At 65.6% G+C, this 23022-nt stretch carries 20 protein-coding genes and 1 tRNA gene; 7 read left to right on the forward strand and 14 right to left on the reverse strand.

From position 1 onward, the window contains the following. Positions 1 to 116 precede the first annotated feature (116 nt). Together DRB17_RS10770 and DRB17_RS10775 are read left to right on the forward strand one after the other, a co-directional pair. On the forward strand, positions 117 to 1079 hold the full coding sequence (locus DRB17_RS10770) for a cation diffusion facilitator family transporter (RefSeq protein ID WP_114582205.1): 963 nt from the start codon (positions 117 to 119) through the stop codon (positions 1077 to 1079). A 293-nt stretch (positions 1080 to 1372) separates the two neighbouring features. After that, the gene (locus DRB17_RS10775; RefSeq protein ID WP_161958784.1) at positions 1373 to 1837 is read left to right on the forward strand and encodes a PAS domain-containing protein; all 465 of its coding nucleotides are present in this window, start codon (positions 1373 to 1375) and stop codon (positions 1835 to 1837) included. A gap of 38 nt (positions 1838 to 1875) precedes the next feature. Here DRB17_RS10775 and thiD read toward each other — a convergent pair whose 3' ends face one another. The 4 genes from thiD to DRB17_RS10795 form a co-directional block, all read right to left on the reverse strand. After that, positions 1876 to 2700 (reverse strand): bifunctional hydroxymethylpyrimidine kinase/phosphomethylpyrimidine kinase, encoded by an 825-nt coding sequence (thiD, locus tag DRB17_RS10780; protein ID WP_114582207.1) that lies wholly within the window; start codon positions 2698 to 2700, stop codon positions 1876 to 1878. After that, positions 2697 to 4064 (reverse strand): phosphoglucosamine mutase, encoded by a 1368-nt coding sequence (gene glmM / locus DRB17_RS10785; protein WP_114582208.1) that lies wholly within the window; start codon positions 4062 to 4064, stop codon positions 2697 to 2699. The genes thiD and glmM overlap by 4 nt, the downstream gene beginning before the upstream one ends. Before the next feature lie 91 nt (positions 4065 to 4155). Further along, positions 4156 to 5223 (reverse strand): dihydropteroate synthase, encoded by a 1068-nt coding sequence (gene folP, locus DRB17_RS10790; protein WP_114582209.1) that lies wholly within the window; start codon positions 5221 to 5223, stop codon positions 4156 to 4158. Positions 5224 to 5322: 99 nt separating this feature from the next. Beyond that, the gene (locus tag DRB17_RS10795) at positions 5323 to 6354 is read right to left on the reverse strand and encodes a mitochondrial fission ELM1 family protein (RefSeq protein ID WP_241503811.1); all 1032 of its coding nucleotides are present in this window, start codon (positions 6352 to 6354) and stop codon (positions 5323 to 5325) included. 139 nt (positions 6355 to 6493) lie between these two features. Between DRB17_RS10795 and DRB17_RS10800 the strand changes: the two genes are divergently transcribed. Next, positions 6494 to 6991: an Lrp/AsnC family transcriptional regulator gene (locus DRB17_RS10800; protein ID WP_114582210.1), complete on the forward strand. Its 498-nt coding sequence runs from the start codon at positions 6494 to 6496 to the stop codon at positions 6989 to 6991. Positions 6992 to 7014: 23 nt separating this feature from the next. Here the strand turns inward: DRB17_RS10800 and moaB are convergent, their stop codons facing one another. The 3 genes from moaB to DRB17_RS10815 form a co-directional block, all read right to left on the reverse strand. Beyond that, positions 7015 to 7557, reverse strand: a complete 543-nt coding sequence (gene moaB, locus DRB17_RS10805) for a molybdenum cofactor biosynthesis protein B (protein WP_114582211.1) — start codon at positions 7555 to 7557, stop codon at positions 7015 to 7017. Beyond that, the gene (locus DRB17_RS20850) at positions 7554 to 9371 is read right to left on the reverse strand and encodes a lytic transglycosylase domain-containing protein (RefSeq protein WP_114582212.1); all 1818 of its coding nucleotides are present in this window, start codon (positions 9369 to 9371) and stop codon (positions 7554 to 7556) included. Before DRB17_RS20850 ends, moaB begins: the two co-directional genes overlap by 4 nt. A gap of 207 nt (positions 9372 to 9578) precedes the next feature. Next, on the reverse strand, positions 9579 to 10484 hold the full coding sequence (locus tag DRB17_RS10815; RefSeq protein ID WP_114582213.1) for a uracil-DNA glycosylase: 906 nt from the start codon (positions 10482 to 10484) through the stop codon (positions 9579 to 9581). A 208-nt stretch (positions 10485 to 10692) separates the two neighbouring features. Between DRB17_RS10815 and DRB17_RS10820 the strand changes: the two genes are divergently transcribed. The 3 genes from DRB17_RS10820 to DRB17_RS10830 all read left to right on the forward strand — a co-directional run bounded on the left by DRB17_RS10820 (position 10693) and on the right by DRB17_RS10830 (position 13520). Beyond that, on the forward strand, positions 10693 to 12477 hold the full coding sequence (locus DRB17_RS10820; RefSeq protein ID WP_114582214.1) for a tetratricopeptide repeat protein: 1785 nt from the start codon (positions 10693 to 10695) through the stop codon (positions 12475 to 12477). Next, on the forward strand, positions 12474 to 13367 hold the full coding sequence (locus DRB17_RS10825) for a 4-(cytidine 5'-diphospho)-2-C-methyl-D-erythritol kinase (RefSeq protein WP_114582215.1): 894 nt from the start codon (positions 12474 to 12476) through the stop codon (positions 13365 to 13367). Before DRB17_RS10820 ends, DRB17_RS10825 begins: the two co-directional genes overlap by 4 nt. Before the next feature lie 79 nt (positions 13368 to 13446). Further along, a tRNA-Gln gene (locus DRB17_RS10830) sits at positions 13447 to 13520 on the forward strand. Between the two features lie 428 nt (positions 13521 to 13948). Here the strand turns inward: DRB17_RS10830 and DRB17_RS10835 are convergent. Further along, positions 13949 to 15169 carry an acetyl-CoA C-acyltransferase gene (locus DRB17_RS10835; RefSeq protein WP_114582216.1) on the reverse strand — a complete coding sequence of 407 codons (1221 nt, stop codon included), beginning with the start codon at positions 15167 to 15169 and terminating at the stop codon, positions 13949 to 13951. A 65-nt stretch (positions 15170 to 15234) separates the two neighbouring features. Next, positions 15235 to 16254: a YeiH family protein gene (locus tag DRB17_RS10840; RefSeq protein WP_114582217.1), complete on the reverse strand. Its 1020-nt coding sequence runs from the start codon at positions 16252 to 16254 to the stop codon at positions 15235 to 15237. A gap of 187 nt (positions 16255 to 16441) precedes the next feature. On the opposite strand from DRB17_RS10840, the gene DRB17_RS10845 reads away from it, so the two are divergent. Beyond that, positions 16442 to 17575, forward strand: coding sequence for a CaiB/BaiF CoA transferase family protein (locus tag DRB17_RS10845; RefSeq protein WP_241503812.1), 1134 nt, complete (start codon positions 16442 to 16444; stop codon positions 17573 to 17575). A gap of 24 nt (positions 17576 to 17599) precedes the next feature. On the opposite strand, the gene DRB17_RS10850 is transcribed toward DRB17_RS10845, so the two are convergent. From DRB17_RS10850 to DRB17_RS10870, 5 genes are all read right to left on the reverse strand, one after another. Further along, positions 17600 to 18436 (reverse strand): ABC transporter permease, encoded by an 837-nt coding sequence (locus DRB17_RS10850; protein WP_114582219.1) that lies wholly within the window; start codon positions 18434 to 18436, stop codon positions 17600 to 17602. Positions 18437 to 18473: 37 nt separating this feature from the next. After that, the gene (locus DRB17_RS10855) at positions 18474 to 19310 is read right to left on the reverse strand and encodes an ABC transporter ATP-binding protein (RefSeq protein ID WP_147274882.1); all 837 of its coding nucleotides are present in this window, start codon (positions 19308 to 19310) and stop codon (positions 18474 to 18476) included. A gap of 65 nt (positions 19311 to 19375) precedes the next feature. Further along, positions 19376 to 20419 (reverse strand): ABC transporter substrate-binding protein, encoded by a 1044-nt coding sequence (locus tag DRB17_RS10860; protein WP_147274883.1) that lies wholly within the window; start codon positions 20417 to 20419, stop codon positions 19376 to 19378. A 72-nt stretch (positions 20420 to 20491) separates the two neighbouring features. Beyond that, positions 20492 to 21919 (reverse strand): MmgE/PrpD family protein, encoded by a 1428-nt coding sequence (locus tag DRB17_RS10865; protein WP_114582222.1) that lies wholly within the window; start codon positions 21917 to 21919, stop codon positions 20492 to 20494. Positions 21920 to 22102: 183 nt separating this feature from the next. Next, on the reverse strand, positions 22103 to 22906 hold the full coding sequence (locus DRB17_RS10870) for a GntR family transcriptional regulator (protein WP_114582223.1): 804 nt from the start codon (positions 22904 to 22906) through the stop codon (positions 22103 to 22105). Between the last annotated feature and the right edge of the window lie 116 nt (positions 22907 to 23022).

Genomic DNA, 23022 nt, shown 5'->3' on the forward strand with positions numbered 1-23022 from the left:
AACCTGGGGACAAGGCAGCCGAAGTTCAACGCACCTGATTGGAGCGGAACCTTGATCTTCATTCCACCAGCGCGCAAATCTGTCGGGTAGAAGGTTCCAACCAGCCAGCCACAGGCATGCCGCACAGTCACGCCGACAGCCGCCACGCGGATCACGACCATCATCATCACGCCCCGCCACGCGACAGCGACGGGCAGCGGCGGGTGTTCCTGGCGATGCTGCTGACCGGCGCGTTCATGGTGGCCGAGGTCGTCGGCGGCCTGATCTCCGGCTCGCTGGCGCTGCTGGCGGATGCCGGGCACATGCTGACCGACACGGCCTCGCTGTTCCTGGCGTGGCTGGCTTTCCGGATCAGCCGGCGCCCGGCGGACCCGAAGCGCTCCTACGGCTACCACCGCTTCCAGGTGCTCGCCGCTTTCGTCAACGGGGGAACACTGCTCGTTATCGTCGCCTTCATCGTGTTCGAGGCTGTCCGCCGCCTGCTCGAACCCGTGCCGGTGATGGGCGGCACGATGTTGGCCGTCGCTGCGCTGGGGCTTGTGGTGAATCTGGTCGCCTTCCGGTTGTTGCACGGCGGCGACCGCGAGAACCTGAACCTGCGCGGCGCGGCTCTCCACGTCATGGGCGATCTGCTGGGCTCTGTCGGCGCCATCGTTGCGGCCGGTGTCATCATGGCGACGGGGTGGACGCCCATCGACCCGATCCTGTCGCTCGTGGTGGCCGGACTGATCCTGCGCAGCGCCTGGCATCTGGTGCGCCAGTCCGGCCACATCCTGCTGGAGGGGACGCCGGGCCATATCGACATCCTGCGGCTAAAGCAGCACCTTCGCGCCGAAGTGCCCGAGGTCGAGGACGTGCATCATGTCCACGCCTGGTCGCTGACCAACGAACGGCCGATGGTGACGCTGCACGCCCGCGTGCCGGAGGACGCCGACCAGCAGGCCGTCCTGCAACGGATCAAGACCGTGCTGTGCAAGCGCTTCGCCGTCGATCACGCGACGATCCAGATCGAGGCCGGGCCCTGCGCCGATACTGCCGCGAGCGAGGAAGAGACGGACGTGAAGCGCGCCTCGGGATAGCCCGGCAACTTGGCTGAGCCATTGGCTTCATATTTACAGTCGAAATTATTGCCCTTCGACCGCCACTGCTTTCGAAACAATTTAACTCATGTTATACATAGTGAATGCTTCTTTGCAGAGGCCCCATGCCAGCAACCTCCAGTCGTAACGCAAGACATTTCTTATTTGTAATTCGACAATTTTGCTGTTGGCACTCTTTAAACCCATCCGCTATTGATCGCTCGACGCTTCATCCCGTCCCTGACGTGTGTCGTTGGCAAAAACATTTGAGCGGAAAAACCTCAAACAAAGGTATGATAAGGAATATCGACGAAGAACTGCTGCCGGATCTGCACGCTCGTGAGTTGTGGAATTGGTGGAAGGAGGGTGAGCGTCACGGGATACCCCGGAAGCGAAGCGATTTCGACCCAACGGATTTTCCCCGCGTCCTCCCAGGCATCACGCTGTTCGAGGTCGAGCGCAAGCCCTGGCGCTTCCGGATCCGACTCGTCGGGACCCGTATCGCGGAGGAAACGGGCCACGACACCACCGGGTACTACCTGGACGAACTGCCGAACACCGAAAAGGTTGCCGCGCGTGCACGGTGGGCGGCGGAGACCCGGCAACCGTACTTCCTGCCCATGACGCCGGTTACCTGGACCCCGAACAACTTCAAGCTGTACGCCACCCTCGCCCTACCGCTAGTGGACGATAGCGGCGAGACGAACATGATCCTCTACTACATGTCCTTCGCGAATGCGTCGGACGCGGGCAAATAGCGCCCGGCCGAACGCATCCGCTGCCGACAACGCACCTTTTACGACTTCCCGTCGAAGGGCTGTACCGTCCAGGCGTGATTGACCGGCCCCTGCCCCTTGCCAAACCCCGGCGCGGTTTCAAGCGCGCGGCGCAGATAGGCGCGGGCGCGCCTGACCGCCCCGGCCATATCGTAGCCCTGGGCCAAGCCGGTGGCGATGGCGGAGGCCAGCGTGCAGCCCGTGCCGTGCGTCTGGTCCGTCCGGACGCGCGGGCCGCTGAATTCCTCCAAGCCGTCGGCGCTGGCCAGTACATCGTGGATCTCCGGCCCCGGCAGATGGCCGCCCTTCACCAGCGCAGCAGGCACGCCGATGGTCAGCAGCGCCTGCGCGGCGTGGCGTTGCGCCTCCAGATCGGCGATCTCCGTGCCGATCAGCCTGTCGGCCTCGGGCACGTTCGGGGTGATCAGGCTGGCGCGCGGGGCCAGATCGCGGACCAGCGCCCGCACGGCCTCCGGTTCCAGCAGCGACGCGCCGCTTTGCGCCACCATGACCGGATCGACCACGACGGGAATGCCAGGCGCCTCGTCCAGCACCTCGGCCACCGCCTCGATGACCTCGGCGTTGTGCAGCATCCCGGTCTTGATGACATCGGCGCCGATATCGTCCAGCACCACGCGCATCTGCTGCTGGATGAAGGCGGGATTGACGCCCATAACGCCATGGACGCCCTGGGTGTTCTGCGCCGTCAGCGCGGTGATCGCCGTCATGGCGTAGCCGCCGAGACACGTCACCGTCTTGATGTCGGCCTGTATCCCCGCGCCGCCCCCGGAATCGGAGCCGGCGACGATCAGCACGCGCCCGCGCTTGCCGCCGCCTGCGCTCATGGCGCGGCCCGCCGGCCGCCTTCGCCGGCGATGCGGATCGCCTCGGCCAGTTCCTCCACCAGCTCGCCGATCATGTCGGCGTCGTCGCCCTCGGCCATGATGCGGATGACCGGCTCGGTGCCCGATGGGCGGATGACCAGCCGGCCCTGGTCCTTCAGGCGCGACTCCGTCGCCGCCACCGCTTCCTTGACCGCCGCCAGGTTCATCACCGTCCGGTCGGCGACGCGCACGTTGGTCAGCTTTTGCGGCACCGGCTCGAAGACGCTCAGAAGCTCGTTGGCCGGCTGCCCGCTTTCCACCAGGGGCGCCAGCACTTGCAGTGCCGCGATCAGGCCATCGCCCGTGGTCGTGTAGTCGGACAGCACGATGTGCCCCGACTGCTCCCCGCCGATGTTGAAGCCGTCGGCGCGCATGCGCTCCACCACATAGCGGTCGCCCACCGGCGTGCGGATCAGGTCCAGGCCCAGGCCGTGCAGGTGCCTTTCCAGCCCCAGGTTGGACATCACCGTCGCCACCAGCCCGTTGCCGGACAGCCGCTCCTCCCGCTGCATGAAGCCGGTGATCAGCGCCATGATCTGGTCGCCGTCGATCAGCTTGCCGCGCTCGTCCGCGACGATCAGTCGGTCCGCGTCGCCATCCAGGGATAGCCCCAGGTCCGCACCATGCGTGACGACTGCGCTCTGCATCGCGCCCGGCGACGTGGCGCCGCATTCATGGTTGATGTTGAAGCCGTCCGGGTCGCAGGCGATGTCGACGACCTCCGCGCCCAGCTCATAAAGCACGCGCGGCGCGGCCTTGTAGGCGGCACCGTTCGCGCAATCCACCACGATCTTCAGCCCGTCCAGGCGCAGACGGCGGGGAAAAGTGCTCTTCACGAACTCGATATAGCGGCCGTTCGCGTCGTCCAGCCGGCGGGCCCGGCCAAGGCGGCCGGGCGCCACCAGCGTCTCGTGGACGCCGCTGGCGATGCGGTGCTCGATCGCGGCCTCGACCTCGTCCGACAGCTTGAACCCGTCGGGGCCGAACAGCTTGATGCCGTTGTCGTCGTAGGGATTGTGCGAGGCGGAGATCATGACGCCCAGGTCAGCACGCAGGGAATGGGTCAGCATCCCCACCGCCGGTGTGGGAATCGGGCCCAGGAGCACGACGTCCATGCCGACCGACAGGAAGCCGGAGGTCAGCGCCGGCTCCAGCATATAGCCCGACAGCCGCGTATCCTTGCCGATGACGACCACGTGCCGGTGGTCGCCGCGACGGAACTGCGCGCCGGCGGCCATGGCGACGGACAGCGCCGTCTCGGCCGTGATCGGCTCCCTGTTGGCCGTGCCCCGGATTCCATCGGTGCCGAAGAGCTTGCGAGTCATTCGGGTCATCCCCCCGTGGGAAACATTCGTGTCCAAGGCGCCATTGGACCCCGGAAACCTTACGAAATTCTAGACCTTTTCAACAAAAACGTCAGGCCGTCGCATGCGCCGGCGTCTCCGCCAGGGCAATCGCGCGCCACATCTCCAGCGCCTGCACGGTTTCGCCGACATCGTGCACCCGCACGATCTGCACGCCACGCTGCACGCCCGCCAGCTCCGCCGCCAGCGAGCCGGGCAGCCGGTCCTTCGGCGCGGCGCCGAAGCCGATGCGGCCGATGGTGGACTTGCGGCTAACCCCCAGCATGACCGGGCAACCAAGCCCCTGGAAAAGCGCCAGGCGGTCCATCAGTTCCAGATTGTGCTGCACCGTTTTGCCGAAGCCGACGCCGGGATCGACGACGATGTTCTCCCGCGCGATTCCAGCGGCCTCGCAATCGGCGACGCGGGCGGCAAGCCAGTCGTAAACGTCCAGCGCGGCGTCATCGTAGCGCGGATCGCGCTGCATCGTCCGAGGCGTGCCCTGGATATGCATCAGGATCACCGGTACCCCGGCCTCGGCCACGGTGCGCGTACTATCCTCGTCCCAGGTGAGCGCGGTGACGTCGTTGACGATCCGCGCACCGGCAGCAATCGCCTCGCGCATCGTGCGGGCGTGACGGGTGTCGATGGAGACACGGCAGCCGGCCTTCGTCAGTGCCTCGATGACCGGCAGGACGCGGCGCAGTTCCTCTTCAACCGGCACGGGCTCCGCATTCGGACGGGTCGATTCGCCGCCGATGTCGAGGATGTCCGCGCCCGCCTCCCACATCGCCAGGCCATCGTCTATGGCGCGCTGGCCGTCGAAGCGGTCGCCGCCGTCGGAGAAGCTGTCCGGCGTGACGTTGAGGACGCCCATGACGCGCGGCTTCTCGAACGTCAGCCCGGCGATGGCCGCACGCGGGCGCGACAGGCGCGGCAGCCAGTCCTTCGCCGTCGGCTCCTGCGCAAGGTCCGGAATCGTCAGCGTCTGCCGAGCAACCTCGGCCGGCGCGGCGTCATCGCGGCGGGCCACCTGGCACGCGTTGAAGCGTAAGGGACCGCCGGCTAGCGGCAGCGCGGACTCCGCCGCTGCTTGTGGGCCAGTGATGCAGACGGGATCGAGGTAGACGTGCTGGGTCATGGCGGACGGGTTATAGTTGAGCGGAACGGCCGGATCAAAGCAGCTTCCGGTCTATTCGCCACCTCGCGACGCTTGCCTTTGACAGGGCATGCAGGGGCTCTAGGCGGACGCGAGGAGTTCGGCGCGTGAGGCCTGCCGGCGTTCTTCCCGCGCTTCCAATCGCTTGCGGACCAGCCGGGCGACCCGCCGCGTCTCGTCAAGCGGGGTGTACGACCACGCCTCCAGGCGCCCGTCGAACGGCCGGGCGGCGCCAAGCTCGCGCAGTTGCGCGTGAAAGCGGCGGAATTTGTCGCGCCCGCCGTCCAGTTCGACCACATGGACCGGCTTGCCCGTACTGGCCGCCTCGCTCGCCATATTCACCGAATCGGCGGTGACCACGATGTGGTCGGCAAGCGCCAGAAAGCCGAAATAGGGGTTCTCGCCCGCGTCACGGCCGGCCTGCCAGATCACCGCGGCCTGCCCTTCCAGCGTCTCGCGCAGGGCCCCGGCCGCCTCCGGCGGCGTGCGCCGCGAGGTCGTCATCATCACGCCGCAGCCGTACCGGGCAATCATGTCGACAAGATCCTGGCCCAGGCGCCGTGCGGTGTTCGCGCTGAGATCATAGGCCTTGCTGCGCCCGCCGACGAGGACTGCGACGCGTGGCGCGGGCAGGCTTTCCACCAGGCCCGCGAACTGCTTGCCGGCCGCGTTCAACCGCTTCTCGGTAATGCGGGTCAGCGAGCCGACGGTCGGGATCACGTTGTCGCCGCGCACGTTGTCGTGCTTCGGCGCCACGACGACATCGAACTCGTCGGCGGGCACGCGCGGGTCCTGGATCTGCACGGTGAAGGTCCTGCCGCGCGTGATCTTGCGCACCGCCAACGCCGGCGCCGCCGCCTTGCGGCCGCTGGCGATCAGTACCCGTGGCCAGGGCGGCGCCATCGCATCGCCCTCTCCCGAGAGTGCGGCGACCGGATTCAGCCACAGATCCGGCGGCAGCCAACGCCAGGGCGCGCGCACCTGGATTCGCTTCACCACGGGGTCGAAGCCAAGCGCCTCTGCGAGGCCGAGGCACTGGTTCTCGGCGCCGGCGGCCCCATCGGTCACCACCCAGCAATCCGGTCGCGGGTTATTGCGGGAATCGTGCATCATCACTATTAAGACTGCCCTGCCGGCCGGTACCCTGGCAAGCCGAAGCAGCGGACCCTGTAAAGTGATCGGCTCTTGGCCCACCGTCTACGGGTGGGTAATATCCTTTCGCCGTTACCTGTCTTGAGTGGAGGATTCGAACATGCGCCGTGTCAAGCTGGACCGAATCGACCTGCGCATCCTCCAGGATCTGCAGCAAGACGGCCGGATCACCAACGTCGAACTGGCGCGCCGCGCCGGCATCTCCGCCCCGCCCTGCCTGCGCCGTGTGCGCGCGCTGGAGGAATCCGGCTATATCCGTGGCTTCCACGCCGACCTGGCGCCCGAGGCGATGGGCTACGAGGTGATGTTCTTTGCCCTTGTCGGCCTCGACAGCCAGAGCGATTCGGTTCTCAAGGCCTTCGAATCGCAAATGCACGAATGGCCGGAGGTGCGGGAGTGCCACATGTGCCGGGGGCCGCACGATTTCCTGCTGAAGCTGGTGGCCCGCAACACGGCGCACGAGAACGAGCTGACGACACAACTCACTTCCGCCCCGCACGTGGCGACCGTCCAGACGATCCAGGTCATCCGCACGTCGAAAGATGAGCCGGGCGTTCCGGTCGAGGCCGAGGCCGCGATGGCGGAGCAGGAGGAATAGGCGGAGCGGACGCCGACTCGTCGTCAGCCTGCTTTCAGGTGTTCCTGCAGGCGCGGCATCAGTTCCACCAGATTGCAGGGGCGATGCCGCGAATCGAGCTGCGGGCGCAGCACGTCCTGCCATCCGTCCTTGCAGGCGCCGGTCGAGCCGGGCAGCGCGAACAGATAGGTCGCCCCGGCGACACCGCCGACGGCGCGCGACTGCATCGTCGAGGTGCCGACCTTCTGGTAGGAGACCCAGCGGAACAGCTCCCCGAATCCGTCGATCTCCTTGTCGAAGACCTGGCGGAAGGCTTCCGGCGTGACGTCGCGGCCGGTTACACCCGTGCCGCCGGTGGAGATCACGCAGTCCACACTGGCATCGGCGATGTAGCCGCGCAGCACCGCGACAATGGCGTCAACCTCGTCGCGCACGATTCGCTTGTCGATGACCCGGTGGCCATCGGCCTCGATCATCTCCTTCAGCGTGCGGCCGGACTTGTCCTCGGCCTCGCTGCGGGTGTCGGACACCGTTAAGACGGCGATATTGACGGGCAGGAAGGGCAGGCTTTCGTCGATACGGCTCATTTCTGGGCGACCTCTTGCAAGGGCCGGTCCAGCGGCTGGTAGCGCGGCCAATCGCCCGCGGCGATGGCCTTGAGCGACGGCGCCGGCTGGCCCAACCGCTGCCGGTATATCCACAAGTTGGTCAGCACCCGCTCGACAAACAAGCGCGTTTCGCGCGACGGCAGGCTTTCGATGAACAGCAGCGGGTCGTCTTCGAAGGCCGTTTCGCGCCGCCACTTCGCCAGATTGCCCGGCCCGCCGTTGTACGCCGCCGCCAAGTTGAACAGGTTGCCGCCGACCACCTTGCTGCCAAGCAGGTGCGCCACATAGCGCTGAGCCAGATCGAGGTTCAGGTCGGGCCGGTACAACGCCCGGCGGCTGTACACAAAGTTGTCGCGCCGCGCCACGAAGCTTGCCGTCGCCGGCATCAGTTGCATCAGCCCGCGCGCGCCGGCACCCGACTTCGCATCCGGGTTGAAGCCGGACTCCTGGCGCATCATCGCATACAGAAGTGCCCGGTCCACCTGGAACCCGGTTGCCGGACGGTACGGCGGCAACGGATAAAGCGCCGCGTTGATCGCGGCCTCGGACCATTCGGGCGACTTCGCGTCCGCCAGATGTTGCGCCAGCCGGAAGGCCAGCGCCGACAGCCCGCCGCGCTCGGCAGCGATCAGCAGGGCGCCGGCCATCTTCGGGTCGGACCAGCCTTGAACGCCGAGCAACTCGCGCCGGGCGCGCTCCCGCTCGCCGAGCTGCAGCAGGGCGATGGCGCGGCGGCCGGCGGGATCCTGCAACAAGCGGGTCAACGCTGCCTCGTCCACCGCCGCCGGGTCGAAGCGCAGCGGCTGTTTCGTGCCCAGCGCGCGGTGTGCAAGCTGACCATAGAAGGTGCGCGGGTGCGCCGCCGCCCGACGCAGCCAGTGGCTCATGCGGTCGGGCTGCCGCAGGCGTAGATGCACGCGCGCGGCCCAATAAGCGCCCGCCGCGCGAATCCGCTCGCTGGAGAACTCGCAGCCGGCCAATCCTTCGAAGTGCGTCGCCGCGGCGTCCAGCTTGCCCTTGCGCCAGCCCGCAAGGCCGCCGATCCAGTGCGCCCCGCTGACGCAGGTCTCAGCCCGCGCCGCCGCCTTTTGCGCCAGCGCGAAGGCCTTGTCGTCGTTGCCGTAGTAGTACCAGCCGGCAGCCACGCGGGCATACGCTTTCGCCGTCTCGTCGGCGGTGAGAAGACTGGCGACCTCGTCCTCTTCCAAATACCTCTCGGTGATGGTGAGCCGCGTATTCAGCACGTTCCAGCCCACGCGGCGCAGGATGCGGCGAGCCTTGCGCCGCTGCCCGGCCGTGCGCGAAACCCTTGTACGCTCGTCCTTCGACGCCATGCGCGCCGGCAGCCCGGCGTAATCGCCGCGAGTGTACGTGTTGCGATGCACCGGACCGGCCCCGCTGGGCCGCCGCCGCTGGGCCAGCTTGTACAGGCGCTCGGCCTGCGGATGGTCGTGGTAATCCCGCAGCCAATCCCGCAACTCGTGGAACGGCGTCCGGTACTTCGTCGGATGCAGGTAGCGCTGTGCCAGCACATGCCCCAGCAGCAGCTTGTTGCCGAGCTTCCCGATCAGCCGGTCGACCTCGTCCCAGCGGCCGGGCTCGCCAAGCTCGAACATCCGCCGGTACAGCTCGACATCCTTGTCGCTCAACACCGCCGGCAGCGGGTGGCCCGGGAGGCCAGCGGTGGCGACGGCCGTCTCCTCGCCTTCCGGCGATGTCGCGCCGGCCGGCAGCGCGAACACGGCCGCGATGACCATCGCCATCGCGGCACAGCGCAGGATCGCCCCCTTCAAGCCATGTCCCCCAGCATTTTAGATTCGCGTCCCGGCGCCCTTCGTACTCAAATCGACAACACGCGGCAAGTGCGACACGACATGCCTGCTGCGCCAACGTTGCTCGTTTCCCCAAGACACACCATAGCGCTTAGAAAGCGGTTAATTGGTTTTACTGAGAGGATAAACAACGTTGATGCCCGCAATACGCGCGAGAGTACGCCTGTACTAATCTGGATTGGCATCGCCCCCGATTGTCGGGTCACGTCCTTCGTCCATCGCCGCCTTGAACGCCAGAACGTCGCGCCACGCCAGGCGCTTTTGCTGCGGCTGGCGAAGCAGGTAGGCGGGATGCAGCGTCACCAGCGCCGGAACCGAGGTGGCCATGTCCGGGTTCTGGTAGGCGAACCAGTGGCCGCGCAGCTTCAGCACGCCTTCCTCCCGCCCTAGAAGCCGCTTTGCCGAGCTGCCCCCGCAGAAGATCAGGTAATCCGGCTGTTTCAACGCGATGTGCCGCTCCACGAACGGCAGGCAGGCGGCCGTCTCCGCCGCGGTCGGCGTGCGGTTCCCGGGCGGGCGCCAGAACAGCACGTTGGTGATGTAGACGCTTTCCTGCCGGCTTAGGCCGATGCAGGCCAGCATGCGGTCGAGCAGCCGGCCCGATGTGCCGACGAATGGAAGGCCCTGCCGATCCTCCTCCGCGCCCGGCGCCTCGCCGACGATCATCACGCGCGCTTCGGGATTGCCGTCCGCGAAGACCAGGTTCGTGGCCGTCGCCTTCAGCGGGCAGCCGTCGAAGCTCTCAAGCGCCGCGCGAAGCTCGTCCAGCGTCGTGGCGTTGGCTGCAAGCGAGCGGGCGTGCCCGCGCGCGGCCTCCGCCGATTGCAGCTCGCCGCCCGGCGGCTGCCACACCGGCGGTCCCGCGCCCTGGCGGCCGCCCTGTGCCGCGCGCGGCTCGGGCTTCCCCTGCCTATCCGCGCCGGCCGCGGGCGGCTTCGCGGAGCGCGATGCGCTGGCACGGGCCGCGCGCGCCGCGGCGTAGCGGTCGACCGCCTCATCGCCGATCGCTTCGTCCGCGCCCGCCTCGATCAGCCACTGCAGCGCTGCCAGCGCGTTGTCCCGTTCATCGATCATTATGTTCGACAGAATAGCATCCTCAGAGGTATCGGACATCGGGCAGCGGCGATCATGAACGGCAGGAGGTGGCACCGGCAACATTGTGAGATCGCCCGCCTCATGGATAGAATGCCGACGACGCGCACGCCATAGGAATGCCGCAGTCGGGCGGTTGTATCGACCATTGTGGAAAGCTGCCGGCCTGCCGGCAAGGAGACGTCTTCGCGTGACACCGATCTTCGTCAAGTTCCCCGCGGCGCGCACGCTGGGCGCCGCCGTGGTGACCGTTCTCATGCTCTCCGGCTGCACCCGGGCCGGGACGATCGACGCGCCGGCGGCCACCGCCGACAACCGCGACGCGCTTGCGACCCAGGCGCCCGAGTATGCCGAGGCGACGTCCATCGCCTCGCCGTTCGGCGACTATCTGGCCGGGATGTTCGCCAACCGGCAGCGCGACCTCTCGGCGGCGGCGGACTATCTGGCCCGCGCGCTGGAGGACGACCCCGACAACCCGGCGCTGCTGCACCAGACATTCATGCTGATGGCGACGGAGGGCCGGATGGCGGAGGCGCGCCGCCTCGCCCAGCGCCTGACCGAGTTACGGCCCAGCCACGGCCCGGCGACCCTGCTGCTGGTGCTGGACCAATTCCGCGCCGGCGAGCTGGAACAGGCGGGACAGCTTCTCGACCGGCTGCCGGATCGCGGGCTGTCGTCGCTGACCGCACCGCTGCTGGGTGCCTGGGCCGAGTCGGCGCGCGGCAACTGGAAGGCCGGAATGGCGCGCCTGGAGGACCTGAAGGCCGTCGACGGCTTCTCCATGCTGGGCAACCTGCACGCCGCGCTGATCGCGGACATGGCCGACGCGTCGGAGGAAGCGAACCAGGCTTACGAGGCGTCCCTCTCCGAGGTCGGGTCCCCATCCCTGCGGCTGGCCTGGCTGATCGGGAACTTCCACGAGCGCCAGGGCAACACCGACAAGGCGGTGGCACTCTATCGCCGCTATCTGGCGGAGGATCCGGGCAGCCCTGTGATGGAAGCCATCCTCGCCGAGGCCGGGCAGCGCGGTGACACGCCGCCCGCGCCGGCCATCGCCACGCCGGCGGAGGGGATTTCCGAGGCGCTGTTCAACCTTGCCGGCCTGCTGGATCAGCAGGGAGCGACCGACATCGCCCTGGTCTACATTCGCTATGCCCTGCACATGCGGCCGGACTTCACGGTCGCGCGAATCCTGGTCGGCGAGATCCTGCAAAGCCAGAACCGGCACGAAGCGGCGATCGAGGCCTATCGCAAGGTCGATACGACATCCCCCTTCCATTACGTCGCCCGGCTGCGCGAGGCCGAGTCGCTGGAGACGCTGGAGAGGGACGCAGACGCCATCGACCTGCTGGAGCGGGTAGCCGCCGAGCATCCGGACCGTTATGAGCCGCTATACCGTATCGGCAACCTGCTGCGCTCGCGCGAGCGCTTCGCCGAAGCGGACGAGGCATACAGCCGGGCATTGGCGCGCATCGACGAACCCGCCAAGCGGCACTGGACGCTCTATTACTTCCGCGGCATCGCGCTGGAGCGTACCGAGCGCTGGCCCGAGGCGGAGGAGCACCTCCTGAAGGCGTTGGAGCTGCAACCGCAGCAACCCTACGTCATGAACTACCTCGCCTATTCCTGGGTGGAGCAGAAGAGCCATCTTGACCGGGCGCTCGACATGCTCAAGCGCGCCGTCGAGCTGCGCCCGGAGGACGGCTATATCGTCGACAGCCTCGGCTGGGCGCACTACCGGCTGGGTCACTACGCGGAGTCGGTCGATTACCTTGAGCGGGCGGCCGCGCTGAAGCCGGCGGATCCGGTGATCAACGACCATCTGGGCGACGCCTACTGGCGCGTCGGCCGCCGCCAGGAAGCGCGCTTCCAGTGGCACCGCGCGCTGAGCCTGGAGCCGGAGCCGGACGTCGTTTCCAGCATCGAGGGCAAGCTCGAAGACGGCCTGGACGCGGCCGACCAGCCGAACGGATGACGGCATCCGGGGCGGTCAGCGCGGGCAAGGGCGCAATCACGCGCCTTGCCCGCGCCAAGGTGAACCTCAGCCTGCGCGTGCTTGGCCGGCGCGAGGACGGCTACCACGAACTGGACGGGCTGATCGCCTTCGCGGGCGTGGGCGATCGGATCCACGTCGCGCCGGCGGAGACGCTGAGCCTGGAGCTGTCGGGACCGTTCGCCGAAGCCCTGCGCGAGCAGGACGACAATCTCGTGCTGCGCGCCGCCCGCCGTCTGGCGGCGCACGCCGGCGTGGACGCGGGCGCCATGATCACGCTGGACAAGCAACTTCCGGTGGCTGCCGGCCTTGGGGGCGGTTCGGCCGATGCCGCCGCGGCGCTGCAGGCGCTCTCGGCCTTGTGGAGCTTGTCGCCGGCGGCGGACGAGCTTTACGCGCTGGCCCTGGAACTGGGCGCGGACGTGCCGATCTGCCTCTATGGGCAGGCCGCGTATGTCTCCGGCATCGGTGAGCGGATCGGCCCCGCGCCGCACCTGCCCAAGGGCTGGCTGGTACTGGCGAATCCGGGTGTCGAACTGTCCACCGCCGCCGTCTTCCGCGCCCGGCCCGAGCGTCCCGGACATCCCGCCCACCGCTGGGACCGGGCACCGCGCGACGTGGGCGACTTGGCCCGGCGGCTGGGCCAGGATGCGAATGACCTGGAAGCGACGGCCCGCGATCTGGCACCGGAAATCGACGCTGTGCTGGCCGCGCTGGGCGATACGGGCGGCTGCCTCATGGCGCGGATGTCCGGCAGCGGCGCCACCTGCTTCGGGCTTTACGCGGACGAAGCCTCCGCCGATGCCGCCGCCGCACAGCTTGCCGCCGCCCACGCTTCCTGGTGGTTAAGGTCCGCCCCGCTGGAAGGTTGAGCGGAAAGAGCCGAGCGGGCATCGCGGAGCCGTTGCCAGCGCGCCATCACGACGCTATGTTCCAGCCCGCTCGCCGCGTTGGGGCGTAGCCAAGCGGTAAGGCATCGGGTTTTGGTCCCGTGATCCCAGGTTCGAATCCTGGCGCCCCAGCCAAATCTCTATTTTCCCTATTGTGGCGTTACATGCCTGCGGTACATCGCTGGATGCGCTTCGGTTTCCGGCACACCAGATCGACGCGGCGCTGGAGCCGTTCGCCGAGCCGCCGGCGGGATGGTTAACCCGCGAGGAGGTTGAAGCTGGCTGCGCGCTGCTCCCGCACGAACTGGATCATCTCCGACGGAGCGGGTACTTCGGGCAGCGCAGTGCCGCAAGGCAGTTGAAGGCAGGGAAGCAACTGCCTCTCTCGGCGTTGGAGCACTACCGATCGAGATACGTGGCGCGCCGCGCATTGCGCCTACCGTCGCACAGGCACACGCCGAGGGACATCTTTCGGCCCGGTTATGACGTCAAGCGCGCCACCGCGGTTCGAGTCTACGGAAAGCTCCGGGTGTTCTATCGAGATGGCCTCGATGCAAACCGCATCAGAGTGCTGACCGGAGTTGAGATCTAATGGCAAGCGTCTCCAACGCGATGGCCGTCGCTTCGCCGCCGCCAATGCAAATGCCCGCAACGCCGCGTTTAACTTGGCGTCGTTGCATGGCGTTGAGGAGCGTGACCACGATGCGGGCGCCGGAGGCACCGATCGGATGGCCCAAGGCGCAAGCACCACCGTGGACGTTTAAACGGTCATGCGGAATCAACAGGTCATGCATTGCCGCCATTGCCACGACCGCGAAGGCTTCGTTGACTTCGTAAAGGTCGACGTCGGACGCAGACCAGCCGATATCCTGAAGTAGTTTTCGTATTGCATGAACCGGTGCCGTCGTGAACCAACCCGGCGCTTGAGCGTGGCCGGCATGGCCGACAATACGCGCCAGCGGCCTTAGTCCAAGATCCTCGGCAATGGAAAGGCGGGTTGCCACAAGGGCTGCCGCGCCATCGGAAATCGAGCTGGAACTCGCCGGCGTGACAGTGCCGTTCTCCTTGAATGCCGGGCGAAGGTGGGGAATGGCTTCCTCGCTGGCCCGTCCAGGCTGCTCATCGGTATCGACGAGAGTAGTTTCCTTTCGGCCCACAACCTCGACCGGATGGATCTCGCCGGCGAAAGTCCCGTCTTCCGTTGCCGCCCGCGCGCGTCGGAGCGATTCCAGCGCGTAAGCGTCCTGTGTATTGCGATCGAAGCCATACAACTCGGCGCAGTCCTCGGCGAACTTGCCCATGGGCTGTCGCGGTTGGTAAGCGTCCTCCAAACCGTCCAGCGCCACATGATCCTCTGTCGTGAATGGCCCGTACTTCCATCCCTTGCGGGTCTTCGGGAGCAGGAAAGGCGCGTTGCTCATCGACTCCATCCCGCCCGCGACAACGATACGCTTTGTGCCGGCAAGCAGGGAATCATGCGCCTGGATCAGGGTCTTCATCCCCGAACCGCACATCTTGTTGACGGTGACCGCCTCGACGCTGTCGGGCAAACCGCCTTTCCGAGCGGCCTGACGCGCCGGCGCCTGCCCTTGTCCCGCAGGCAGAACGCAGCCCATCAGAGCTTCGTCCACAGCTTCCGGTGAAAGACCCGCGCGCTGGATCGCGCCGGCAATAGCGTGACCGCCCAGGTCGCTCGCACTCAAACCGGAGAGCTCGCCCAGGAAACCACCGACCGGTGTTCGTGCCATGCCCACGATGACCACAGGGTCCGTATTGCTGCTCATGTTCGCCCTTCCTCCTGTCTCAAGTAACCCGATGCCCCAGTCCCGATTGTCAGGAGTCCCGATTGTCAGATTTGTCCTGTAAGCGCCTGAACCAGCAGGGACGTGACCGCCACCACAGCCCACGTTGCCAGACCGAGGACGAGTGGCGGCCCCGCTGTTCGTGCCATACTTCGCAAGTCGGTCTGCATGCCCAGCGCCGCCAGGGCCAGCAGCATGAGCCATCCGCTTGCCTGGTCGGCAAGCTGAGGGATGAGCGTGCCTAGAGCCCCGGCGGTGTTGAGGGCGGACGCAGCGACGAAGAGCACGATAAATATCGGCACCGCCCTGACCCATCCGGCCAACCGGCCCCGGACGCCGGACTGCGCTGCCCGATCCGCCTCATCGTCATTGCTCATCAACGCGTTGCCCGCCGCGAAGGCCAGGACCAGGGGCAGAATGAACGTGCTGCGGGCCAGCTTCACGATGGTCGCATAGTCGCCGGCCGCGTCACTGAAGGCATAACCCGCGGCGACGACGGCTGAGGTATCGTTGATCGCCGTTCCCGCCCAGAGCCCGAAAGCCTGGTCCGAGAACGCCATGAAATTCCCGACGGCCGGAAAAATCAGCACAGCGATCACGTTGAAAAGAAAGATAATGGAGACCGAAAGGGCGATGTCATCCGCCCTTGCACGAATGGCGGGAGCAACCGCAGCGATAGCGGACCCTCCGCATATCACCGTTCCCGCTCCGATCAAGGCGCGCAGCCTCCAGGCAACCCCGAGCGCGCGTCCCAGCACCAAGGCGGCTGCGAGGCCCACGGTAAGCGTGACGACGATGACCTCAATCGACGCAGCAGCCGCCCGCCAGAGTTCATTGAGGTCAAGGCTGGCGCCCATCAGAACGATGGCTGTTTGCAGTGCAATTCTTGCCAGATACGAGAGTTCTCCGGCCGGTAATGTCTGCCGCAGCCAGCCAACCGCGTTTATCGCGATGAACCCAATCCCGATGGCCGTCACCGGCGGCGCCAAAAGGGGAATGTGACCTGCAAACCACCAGCCGGCCAAGGCCACCGCCCCACACGCCAACAAAACTCGGAGCTTCTCCATCGTCCCCCGCAAAGGGCCATACTTCCGGAATCGGGTGCGGTCGAAACTGCGGGACCGTCATTGCGACACCGATCCCGCACACCACCCCGATACGCTCTTTTTCCGTACCGCCTGTTTCTATAGAATGTCAACAATCTTACTGTAAACGACAAGGAGATGTTCCATGGCGACAGGTCCCCTAACAGGCGTGCGCGTCGTCGAATTCGCCGGAATCGGGCCCGCCCCGTTCTGCGCAATGCTTCTTGCCGATCAGGGGGCCGACGTAGTTCGCCTGGATCGCCTTGGCGGTAATGCCGCTGGCGGCAAGCGCGAACCAAAGCTGGACCTCCTGAACCGTGGCCGGCGATCCGTCGCGGTCGATCTGAAATCCCCGGCAGGCACGGCCCTTTCGCTCGACCTCGTCGAGAAGGCGGACGTCCTGATCGAGGGTTTTCGGCCAGGCGTAATGGAGCGTCTCGGTCTTGGCCCCGACGTATGCCTCAATCGCAATCCGCGCCTGGTCTATGGACGGATGACAGGTTGGGGACAGTATGGGCCCCTGAGCGAGCGGGCCGGACACGACATAAATTTCATCGCACTTTCCGGCGCACTTCACGCAGTCGGCCGGCGCGAGGGGCCTCCGGTCGTGCCGTTGAATCTGGTTGGGGACTTCGCCGGCGGCGCGCTCTATCTTGCTTTCGGCTTGTTGTCAGCCTTGCATAACGCCTCGCGCACAGGCTGCGGGCAAGTCGTCGATGCCGCCATGAGCGACGGCAGCGTCTCGCTGATGACCATGTTCCACGGTCTGAACGCCATGGGACTCTGGCGAGAAAACAGGGAGAGCAACTATCTCGACGGTGCCGCACCCTACTATACCGTTTACGAGGCTGCGGACGGGCGCTTCATTGCGGTCGGCGCCATCGAGGACCGCTTCTATCGGGAATTGCTTGCGGGTCTGGGCATCGATCCGGATAGCGTCGTCGACCGTCGAGACCCAGCGAACTGGCCAGCCCTAAGATCACGTTTCCAGGATATCTTCGCCACCCGCACTCGCGACGAATGGGCACGGCACTTCAACGGCCGGGATGCCTGCGTCACACCGGTCCTAACCCTCACCGAAGCACCCGGCGACGCGCACCATCGCACCCGAAACACCTTCAGCCGCTGTCATGGCCTGGACCAGCCATCCCCCGCGCCGCGCTTTTCCGCCACGCCCGGTGCGATTCAGGGCCCACCCCCGTTGCCAGGTGCGCACACGCGAAAGGCCCTTGCCGACTGGGGCATCGACAAGGGCCGGATCGACAAGTTGCTGAGGGAACGCGCTATCGGCGAGGCGGGTTGAGACACCCGCCTCTTCTCATAACCATCAAGCCGCCTCCATACCCCATCGGTGCGTCGTGAACCGCTGGATGACACGGAACAGGCTTTCCGTGATGAACCCGATGATGACGACCACCAGGATCCCGGCGAAGCCCTCGGTAATCTGAAGGAACACCCGGCTGTTGTTGATGTACCAGCCGATACCGCTGTCGTTGCCGGTGGCGCCGAACACCAATTCGGCGGCCACGATCGTTCGCCAGCCAAACCCCCAACCGACACGCAGCCCGCCGATCATGGCCGGCAGGGCCGAAGGCAGCAGGATGTGCCACATGGCCCCAAGACGAGAGAGTTCGTAATTCCGGCCAAGGCGCAGGAGGGTGGGAGGAACCGTTGCGAAGCCGACCGTCAAGGATGCGGCCAGCGGCCACACCATCGACATCACCACGACGAATATCAGCGATTCCTTCGAGAACCCGAACCAGAGCACCGCCATCGGCAGCAAGGCGATCGATGGCAACGGCTGGAAGATGCCGGTGACAGTGCTTAGCAGCTCCTTGCCCCAAGCGCTGTTGATCGCAAATCCAGTCAACACGACTGCAAGCACCACGCTCACCACATAGGCCTGCAATACGACACTCAACGTCTGCCAAGTGTAGGCCCAGAGGATCGGCTCCCCACCGATGCCAAGGCCTGTGATCAGGGCGACAAGGACATCGGAGAACGCGGGAAACAAAAGCTCCGGCACGTCGAAAAGCCTGACCCACGCCTCCCAGAGTGCAACCAGGCCCAGTACGATAATTGGCTTACGCAGCCGTGGCATGATCTCGCTGAACGCGGATGGATTAAGGCCCGCCGCGCGCGCATCTGTCTCGGTCGTCGCCATGAATTCGGTTTCCTCAAGAAAAGAACGAAACGGCGTTTCAACCCGCGGGAATCAACATCTCACGCAGTTCCGCCACGCTTTCCTGGCCCTGCGTATCGTAGGGAAGCATCCCGACGTGCGGATTATCGAGCAGCCTGCGAATTTGCCCCGGACCCTCGGTCATCACCATGATCCGATGGCCCAGATGGACTGCCTCTGTCACGTCGTGGGTGACAAACACGATCGTGGGTCGCCCCTCTTCCCAGATCCTGTTCAATTCCCCCTGCATCCGCTCGCGGTTGATGGCATCAAGCGCGCCGAAGGGTTCGTCCATCAGCAGCACTTCAGGCGAAACCGAGAATGCGCGGGCAATAGCGCAACGCTGCTTCTGGCCGCCCGACAGGGTGTGCGGGTACTGGTTCAACTGCGGTGACAGGCCGACCAGATCGACGAAATGCTCCGCCCGCTCCCGGCGCTCGCCCCGCGGCATTCGCGGCCACCTCTGTCTCAGGGCGAATTCGACGTTGGCACGCACCGTTTTCCAGGGGAGTAGCTGGAAAAAATCCTGAAACACCATCACCGTTTGCATCGACGGCTTGCGCACCGGCCGGCCTTCCAGCTCGATCGCACCGCCGGAGAGCGGAATGAAACCACCCATCGCGGTAAGCAAGGTCGACTTGCCGCATCCCGAAGGTCCGAGGATGACGAACTTCTCCGCCCGGCGAATGTCGATGGAGACATTCTTGACCGCCGTCACCACTGCTCCTTTCCGACCCTTGGGCGCCGGAAACTGAATCGTGGCATCCCGGACTGACAGGAGCGTCTCGTTGGCTTCGCCCGGAGACGCGGCGCGCTGCGGCGACTCGCTGGTACGAACAGCCAGGATATCGTTCATGTTCGCGTCCTTTTCGCTGGCCGGTACGGACGGCCGCTCATCGGCGGCCGCCCTGAAAGCCTGGTCTACCACTTAGCTCCGGCATCCTCGGGATAGACGTAGAAGTCTCCGGCCCCTTCGGGCAGATTCTCAAGCACGCCAAGTTCGTTCAAGATCCGGGCATGCTCTTGCAGGTTCGCATTGCCGGTCATCGTCGTGAACACGGGAGAGGTCATGTAGCGCTCGAAGTTTTCCGCCGAGACCTTGCCATCGACTGCCTTGCTGAGCGCTTCGGCGGCCAGGTCCGGATGGTCGTCGATCCAGTCGATAGTCTTTTTCAGCACCTCGGCGTAGCCCCGCGACAGTGCGGGATGCTCGTCGACGACACGGTCCATTACGCAGACGGCGACGGCGTAGAATGTCCCGTAGGCCTCCTTGAAGCTCGCGATCCTGCGCATCCCGTTTTCCTGGTGGCGTAAGGCGTAGTCGGCCGTCGCGAAATGCCCATCGAGCTGCTCGGACGTCAGCGCCTGCATCGCTGCGGGGTGCGGAAGCCGAACCCAGTTTTTATCCAGGGCGTCAGCCGGCTTGTTGCTGTCGAGAAGCAGCTTCTGGGTCGTGAAGTATTGTGCCGTGTTGGTGCCGGGCGAGATCTTCATGTCGCTGCCGATGAAGTCCTCAAGCGTTTCCGGCCCGTCCGGCTGGACCATCAGGTAGGCGTCGAACCCCGACGTCACCTGCAGGACCTTCCACTCCACACCCTTGTCCCAGGACTGAAGGAAAGGCCCCGGCGTGCACGAGCCGAACTCCAGCTCGCCCGCAAGCATCGCGTCGCGCTGCTGTGTCGTCGTGAAGATGTTCCGCCAAACGATCTCGGCGTTCGGATACTTCGCCTCCAGCACACCCAGTTGGCGCGTGATCGGCATTGGCGCATAGATCAACCCGAAGCCATGCGCGATCCGCACGGTCCCGGTAACACTCTCATCCGTTTCGACCACGTATCCCGGGGCAACTTCGACCATTTCCGCCTTGGCGCCGGGTATGGCCACCGCGGCTGCAATCGTCCCGGCCACCGCCAGGGCACCGGCGGTGGTCCGCCATGAAAAACTGCCACTAACCGCCACTTTCATCGTCTCCTCCACGCTTTCAGGTTTTGATTTTTGTTATTCTTTCGCCTCTCGTCGCTCGTCTCGCGACGCCGATCACACTGCAGGAACGGCCTGCCTCAAAACCGCGCTCAGGTCGTTGAGCGTCGGCATTCCGGATAGAGTTTGAATAGCCGTGATGACCGCCCGGGCCTGATCCTGGGACAGGCTGTCTCCAACCGCGTCCGCGAACTTGGCCTCGATTTCCGCCCGGCTCATCGGGTTGCGCTCGCTGCCGCGATTGTACAGTTCCGCATGGCTCCGCTCGTGACCATCAGCGGTCCGGAGCGTGACAACGGCGGGGAAAGCCTCGGGGAACTCATCGAATTGGCGCACCTTGTACGACACACGTTGCGCCAATGCGGCGATTCCCGAATCCGTCAAGCGGTCCTTCCCAAAACTGTCGAGCCCCACACGGCCGTCGACGGCAGCACGGGCAAGGCAATAGGGCAGGCTGAACCGCGCTTCATAAGGTGTACGCGGATGCATCTTCTTGTCGAGCGGCTCCAGCACGAGATTGACGTACCATTGCGGAACCTCGCAGATAATCTCGGCAATGTTGTCCGGATTGTCGGGCTGGAACGCCCCGGAGCGGCGCAATGCCAGCATGGCGTCGATACCCGCATGTACACACAGACAGGCCGGATAAGGCTTGGGCGCCATCCGCTCGACCTCGAAACGCGGCCTGAACGGCGCGAGGATTTCCTCGACTTTCGCCTCCCGCCTCGTAAAGGAGCGATAGACGCCGAATCGTCCTTCGAGAACTCGCGCGGGACCGGTCAGCCCGGCCCGCGCAAGATCGACGGCACGGATGGCCGATTGCGCCGCCCAGCCGCAATGCATTTGTTTCGCATCGCTGCCATCGGAAAGATATTCCATAAGCCCCGAAGCCATACTGCCTGCAAGCCCCATGGCATTGCGCGCCGTCTCATGACTGACGCCGCGCAGATGGCCGACCGCGACCGTCGCCGCGAAAACCCCCAGAACCGCCGTGGCCTGAAACCCGTTTTCCTGAAATGCACCGGGCGCGGCGCGCCCAAGACGCGCGGCAGCCTCGTAACCAGCCACCAACGCGGCCACCAGAGCATCGCCCGAGAGTCGTTCTTCTTCCGCCACGGCCAAGGCTGCCGGCACGATAATCGCGCTCGTGTGCATGATGGCTTCAGGATGGGTGTCATCGAAGTCCAGTGCGTGCGCGAGTATGCCGTTAGCGAGTGCGGCATCCTGCGCACGGGCTGTGAAGCCGCTCCCCCAGACCGTCGCACCGGCGTGTTCCGGCCGCGCCACCTTTGCGCCTGCCGTCCCGACCCCGCGCGCTGCCGCCGCCAAAGCGACCCCGATAGTGTCCAGCACGCATAACCGCACACGCTCCCGCGCAGACGCGGGAATGTCACCAGGCCGGATCGCCGCCAGCATGTCCCAGAGACCGGCACTCAATGAAACCTGATCACCATCGGCTGGCAAAGCGGCAGCGGTGTCGCGCATCGCATCCGTCCTTCAACCTACCATCATTGTGCTTATGTCAACATTCTGACAATCGGCTTGTCAACACTGCGGATCGATAAAATGAGACGCCACCGCGCCGCCGGCGCGAACGAAAGTGGCGCGGGCGTGCAATGCGACTGAACAGCCCGGATTTTCGGGAGTAAGGCTGAGCCTTAGAGCACGTCAGCCAAGATAGGTGACGATGCGGTCCAGGGCGGTCTGGATCACCGTCCGGGCCAACTGCTCGGCATCTTCTTCGCGCCCATCGAGGATGGCCTGCGTCAACTTTTGCCATAGACTCGCAGACTGCAGGCAGTCCTCGCGCGTGGCCAAGGCGGCACGGGCGTAGCGGCGGGTCTGGAGCGTGAGCGAGTGCAAAAGCCTGAGGAGCCGGGTGTTCCCGCTGTGCTTCGTCAACCAAAGCGTCATTCCGAAGCCCGCGCGCAGATACCTTTCCGGCGTTTCGCCACCGCGGGCAATCTCCATCAGGCCATCCGCGTGATTGCGCAAATCCTGTTTTGCCGCCTCATCTCCCTCGCGCGCAACGGTACGCGCCGCAAGTCCAAGAAGGACGGCACGGATTTCATAGATGTGCCGGACCTCGTCCACGCTGAGCTGGGTGACCTGAGCGCCGCGCCGGGGCAGAATGCGAACCAACCCCTCGTTTTCCAGGATACGAAGCGCTTCCCGGACGGGACCGCGGCTGACCTCGAACTGCTGGGAAACCTCTTGCTCAAGGACACGTGCACCGGGCTGCAGCCGGCCATCGATGATCGACTCGCCCAGCTTCTTGGCGATCTGTTCCGATAGAGAGAGCGTGGTCCCGCGGCCGTCCGAGGCCTTGTCCAGAATGGCCTGGGACAGATCGTCCGCTATGGAGATCAGATCTACCGAACCTTCAGCCACGCTCACTCTCAATTGCGCTTGGACAATGGCTGTCCAGATGGACGACTGATGCCAGCGGGTCAAGGACACGCCGATTCGCATTTTGCGATTGTCGACAATATGTGTTTACGCGTCAGAAATGCAAGCCGTATTTCACAACCGAAAGATTGCAATCGCCCCGACGGGCCAGCGACCGCTCCTCGCCAATCTCTTGCGCC

Origin of the sequence: Ferruginivarius sediminum (assembly GCF_003344765.1) — a bacterium.
GTDB classification, from domain to species: Bacteria; Pseudomonadota; Alphaproteobacteria; order Kiloniellales; family Rhodovibrionaceae; genus Ferruginivarius; species Ferruginivarius sediminum.

Bases quoted from the DNA above. Each gene is read 5' to 3' on its own strand.
- DRB17_RS10825 (WP_114582215.1), top strand. From the start codon at position 12,474: ATGACGGCATCCGGGGCGGTCAGCGCGGGCAAGGGCGCAATCACGCGC.
- DRB17_RS10835 (WP_114582216.1), bottom strand. From the start codon at position 15,169: ATGAGCAGCAATACGGACCCTGTGGTCATCGTGGGCATGGCACGAACA.
- DRB17_RS10865 (WP_114582222.1), bottom strand. From the start codon at position 21,919: ATGCGCGACACCGCTGCCGCTTTGCCAGCCGATGGTGATCAGGTTTCA.
- DRB17_RS10795 (WP_241503811.1), bottom strand. From the start codon at position 6,354: ATGATGCACGATTCCCGCAATAACCCGCGACCGGATTGCTGGGTGGTG.
- DRB17_RS10815 (WP_114582213.1), bottom strand. From the start codon at position 10,484: ATGATCGATGAACGGGACAACGCGCTGGCAGCGCTGCAGTGGCTGATC.
- DRB17_RS10860 (WP_147274883.1), bottom strand. From the start codon at position 20,419: ATGAAAGTGGCGGTTAGTGGCAGTTTTTCATGGCGGACCACCGCCGGT.
- glmM (WP_114582208.1), bottom strand. From the start codon at position 4,064: ATGACTCGCAAGCTCTTCGGCACCGATGGAATCCGGGGCACGGCCAAC.
- DRB17_RS10770 (WP_114582205.1), top strand. From the start codon at position 117: ATGCCGCACAGTCACGCCGACAGCCGCCACGCGGATCACGACCATCAT.
- DRB17_RS10850 (WP_114582219.1), bottom strand. From the start codon at position 18,436: ATGGCGACGACCGAGACAGATGCGCGCGCGGCGGGCCTTAATCCATCC.
- DRB17_RS10775 (WP_161958784.1), top strand. From the start codon at position 1,373: ATGATAAGGAATATCGACGAAGAACTGCTGCCGGATCTGCACGCTCGT.
- folP (WP_114582209.1), bottom strand. From the start codon at position 5,223: ATGACCCAGCACGTCTACCTCGATCCCGTCTGCATCACTGGCCCACAA.
- DRB17_RS10840 (WP_114582217.1), bottom strand. From the start codon at position 16,254: ATGGAGAAGCTCCGAGTTTTGTTGGCGTGTGGGGCGGTGGCCTTGGCC.
- thiD (WP_114582207.1), bottom strand. From the start codon at position 2,700: ATGAGCGCAGGCGGCGGCAAGCGCGGGCGCGTGCTGATCGTCGCCGGC.
- DRB17_RS10800 (WP_114582210.1), top strand. From the start codon at position 6,494: ATGCGCCGTGTCAAGCTGGACCGAATCGACCTGCGCATCCTCCAGGAT.
- DRB17_RS10855 (WP_147274882.1), bottom strand. From the start codon at position 19,310: ATGAACGATATCCTGGCTGTTCGTACCAGCGAGTCGCCGCAGCGCGCC.
- DRB17_RS10870 (WP_114582223.1), bottom strand. From the start codon at position 22,906: ATGCGAATCGGCGTGTCCTTGACCCGCTGGCATCAGTCGTCCATCTGG.
- moaB (WP_114582211.1), bottom strand. From the start codon at position 7,557: ATGAGCCGTATCGACGAAAGCCTGCCCTTCCTGCCCGTCAATATCGCC.